Source organism: Marivita sp., assembly GCF_022763305.1.
Classification (GTDB): Bacteria; Pseudomonadota; Alphaproteobacteria; order Rhodobacterales; family Rhodobacteraceae; genus Marivita.
In genome coordinates, this window is record NZ_JALEGT010000082.1 from 1 (window position 1) to 4240 (window position 4240).

Sequence of the window (4240 nt, forward strand, 5' to 3'; positions counted from 1 at the left end):
GCAATCAAAGGTGCTGACCCCGAGATCACCTTGCAGGCAATCTGCGACCGACTGGAATCCATGCGTGAGCGCACCCCTCGCGGTCGCACCAGCTGGCAGCCTTCCTCAGTCAGAATGTTGCTGGAGCGGGCAGAGCGCCTCGGGCTCGTCTAATCGGCTATTCGGTGCCAATCGCTCAATCCTTCAGAAGCGACGATTCGTCGGCAGACCCCGCCGCGATACCTAGGGGTAGGCTGCAGTGAAGCCACAACATGTTCAACAAGGCGCTAGAGCAGACTGAGATTTATCCTGATCTACTAGATACTTAGACTACTTTCTCACGCCAGAATGCACGCCCAGCTCAAGTTCGCGCCCTCCGCCTTCAAAAAATTGTTGTCTGACGATAAGTTGCGTGTCATGAGTGCTGTAGTCGCAAAAAAGCGAAAATCGCGCACTTTAGCGACGAAACACAATCGACCCACCAAGAGGGAACGAGGGCAGCATGAACAGCAAGGCAGACTTCCCCGGCGCAAAATCCATTGCAGCTTCCATTTCTGCCAACGCCGCGCGCCTGTCGGATGCTCTCAACCATCATATGCGCAACAGCTTTCAACCGGAAAGCAGAAAGACGCTGCGGAAGTTTCACCCTGCAGAGGTCTCTGAGCTGACAGGCATCAGCATGTCGAATCTGAGAACGCGCCATCAGGAAGGTGATTTTCCCGAAGTCGAGACAGACTCTCGCGGCAGGCGTCTCTATTCCGCTGAAGAGATCGATCAAATCCGCAGGGTGATGGCGCGGACCGGTCGCAACGGGGAAGCTTATTTGCCAGGCCGGCGGGATGGCGATGGACTTCAGATCATATCCATCGTGAATTTCAAAGGCGGGTCCAGCAAGACGACGACAGCAATTCATCTAGCCCAACGTTATGCCCTCAGAGGGTATCGCGTCTTGGCCGTAGACTTGGATCCCCAAGCCAGCCTAACGACTATGTTCGGATACCGCCCAGAAATCGAATTTGCCGAAAGCGGCACGGTGTACGACGCCCTGAAATACGAGGATCCGGTTCCCCTGAGCCAAGTCGTCCGCAAGACTTACTTCCACAACCTCGACCTCGCGCCAGCCGGATTGTTGCTGTCTGAGTATGAAACCGAAACGGCTTACGCACTTCAACACAAGGTCGATCCTCCGTTCACTCAGAGGTTGGCCATTGCGCTCGATGAGATCGAAGCCAACTACGATCTGGTGATCATCGATTGCCCACCGCAGTTGGGCTTCACAACGATGACGGCATTGCTCGCGTCAACCGGCCTCCTGATTACCGTGGTGCCGAGTATGCTGGACGTCGCCTCCATGGCGCAATTCCTTGAGATGGCGGGAGAAACCGTCAGGACTTTAGAGGAAGCAACAGGACCGATCGACTGGTCGTTCCTCAAGTACCTCGTCGCGAGGTTCGAACCGACCGATGTCCCACAATCCCAGATGGCTGGGTTCCTTAGGTCGATTTTGCTCGACCAGGTTCTCAACACGCCCATGCTGAAATCCACTGCCATTTCGGACGCCGGGATGACGCAGCAGACGATCTATGAACTAGAGCCGAGCCAGGTCGTCAAGAAGACATTGGACAGGATACTCGAAAGCGTAAACGGCGTCGCAGACGAGTTCGAAAAGACGATTCAACAGGCTTGGGGGAGGATGGTCGAGTAATGGCGCGTAGAAACCTTTTCCAGCCCCCTCCCCCACCGGACACCACCGAGGACGAGGCAACGGCTGACCTTAAGCCTCGTTTCCCCAACACCGGTGCGATGAGCGGTGTGAAATCGACCCTGAAGGATCTATCCAGCAACGCTGTACGGGAAATTCCAGTCGATCTCATCGAGGAAGACGGGCCGAAAGACCGTCTTTCATTCTCCGATGCCGACGTCGCGTCTCTTGCCGCGAGCATCAAGGATCATGGGCAGCAGGTGCCGATCATGGTCCGTCCGCTTGCGGACAAACCGGGTCGGTACAAGATCGTTTATGGTCGTCGCCGACTACGGGCCCTGCAATCGATCGGAGTATCGGCCAGAGCCTTGGTGCGCACTCTTTCGGACGAGGAGGCGATCCTTGCCCAAGGCCAGGAAAACTCACACAGACTGGACCCTAGTTTCATTGAAAAGGCCCTGTTCGCCGCCCAGCTCATCGACAATGGCTACGAACAGCCAGTGATCCTCGACGCACTTGCCATCGACAAACCTATGTTGTCGCGAATGACTAAGGTTGCCCGCACAATACCGGTGACTGTGATACAGTTGATCGGCTCGGCACATGGCGTCGGACGTCGCCGGTGGGAAGACCTAGCAGACAAGGCGAAGGGCAGCAATGCTGACCTAGTTCGAGTAGCTTCCGATTTGGGTCTGGATCAGATCCCTACGTCGGACGACCGCTTTGCGCGCGTCAGCGACGCCATTTCGAAACTTGGCAAACCCGCGAGGTCCACAAAGTCCGAAGCACATATGGTTGTCTCAAGCGACGGCAAGACACTTGCAGAGGTCAAGGATAGCCCGCGCGCTTTGACGGTAAAAATGTCCAAGGTTGATACCCCGGAGTTCGCTCAATGGATGCGAGACAACGCGGAAGTTGAGTTGAAACGCCTCTATGAGGCGTGGAAGTCGGACCAGCAATCCGGCTGACAGATAGGCGAGCAGAGCAACAAAAAAGGAGCACGAAAACAGCCAGAAAAGAAAGAGCCCCCCAAGGTCATCCCCGGAGAGCCCAATCTGTTCTTAGCACCCTCAGATGTACCAGCTTCTCCGTAGCAGTCAATAACAACCGAATCGGTTGAACGATGATCTGTTGCCTTTTCTCAAGAAATCGGGGGATCTGGGCCTTTCCCGACCGGTTGTCGTGAAAAATTCATGGCATTCACTCAGGCATCCGCCTCCGTTGGAGAGCGGACAGAGATCATGTTGTCCGCGGACAACGCCCGCCCCGAACGTCACATCATCATCGACACACTGCGCCAGGCGGCTCCGTTGATGGGTCTAAAAGCATCAGTCATTGCGACGCTCGACGCGATGCTCTCGTGCCTTCCACCGAGAAGGCAGCACAACACCGTCTTTGCATCTAACGCCACGCTTGCATTCCGACGCAATGGGATCTCCGACCGAACAATTAGGCGCCATGCGGCCATTCTCCAAGAACTCGGGCTGCTTGTTCGCCGTGATAGCGCAAATCGAAAAAGGTTCAGCAAGCGAAACGTAATCGAAGGCACCGCCCTTCGATTTGGGTTCGACCTCACACCCTTGTTCCAACGCTTCCAAGAGATCGCAGACCTTGCTGCCCAGGCCGTTCGCGAAAACGACCAGATCGCCTACCTCAAAGAAAAAATACGTGTCGCAGCAAACGACATCCTGCAAGCCGAACCCGACGACATTGAAGCGATAATCGCTATGCGCACCCTTCGCAGAAAGCTTTCACTGGATGAATGCCACAGCCTCTTGGCTGGCCTAGATATCGAAGCGGTGGAAGCCGAACAACCTTGTGAAGCCGTCGTCGCCGGAGAGGAAAAAATGTCCGGCAACGACGGCCAAAATGTCCGCCATCATCATAACTCAAACAAAGAACATATTGATAAGAGAGAGCACCACCCGTCGAAAACTCGACCAACACATCCAAGGGCAATACCCCTTAGCGTTCCAGAAATCCTTAGCGCCTGCCCTGAAGCAGCCCAATTTTCACTCACACCAGTGAAGACTATGTCCGACGTGGTTTCACACGCACGAACTCTCGCACCAATGCTCGGGATAGACTCGAGAAACTACCAAGATGCTCAAGAACAGCTGGGCATAGAAGGAGCAGCGCTTACCGTCTGGGCGATCATGCAGTTCCACGACAAAATCCAAAAGGTCGGTGCCTATTTTCGGTCGATAACGTCAGGGAGAAACAGCGCTGACTTCGTTCCAGAGCAGCTCGTTCGGCGACTCTCTCGGGCACAGCTGCAACCGATTTAGTCAGACAGTGCTCTACTGCTTCCGCCAAGAAATTGTCCGCGGACAACTACGGTCGAGGGAGAGAGGGGTTGTGAAAGGGGTGACGGGAAGTGAGATCGGAAGAGTGGCTTCCGGCGCCCGTCGTGGAGAAGATCTGATGGTGAAATCCGCCCAGAAAGTCACCCTGTCCCCGTCCCGGGACATTCCCTTCGACAAGCTCGTGCTGAGCCAGTCCAACGTCCGGCGCATCAAGGCCGGCATCTCGGTCGAGGAACTGGCCGAAGACATCGCC

General features: G+C 55.4%; 3 protein-coding genes and 1 pseudogene. All 4 read left to right on the plus strand.

Translation table 11 applies throughout. The annotated features are described in order from the left end of the window. Window positions 1-153: pseudogene (locus MRY75_RS15665) on the plus strand (recombinase family protein); the annotation flags it as partial. A gap of 328 nt (window positions 154-481) precedes the next feature. Then, window positions 482-1684 (plus strand): plasmid partitioning protein RepA, encoded by a 1203-nt coding sequence (repA, locus tag MRY75_RS15670; RefSeq protein ID WP_292308945.1) that lies wholly within the window; start codon window positions 482-484, stop codon window positions 1682-1684. Beyond that, complete coding sequence (repB, locus tag MRY75_RS15675; protein ID WP_292308946.1) at window positions 1684-2649, plus strand: plasmid partitioning protein RepB; 966 nt, start codon at window positions 1684-1686, stop codon at window positions 2647-2649. Before repA ends, repB begins: the two co-directional genes overlap by 1 nt. Before the next feature lie 225 nt (window positions 2650-2874). Next, window positions 2875-3969 (plus strand): plasmid replication protein RepC, encoded by a 1095-nt coding sequence (repC, locus tag MRY75_RS15680; protein ID WP_292308947.1) that lies wholly within the window; start codon window positions 2875-2877, stop codon window positions 3967-3969. Window positions 3970-4240: the final 271 nt, after the last annotated feature.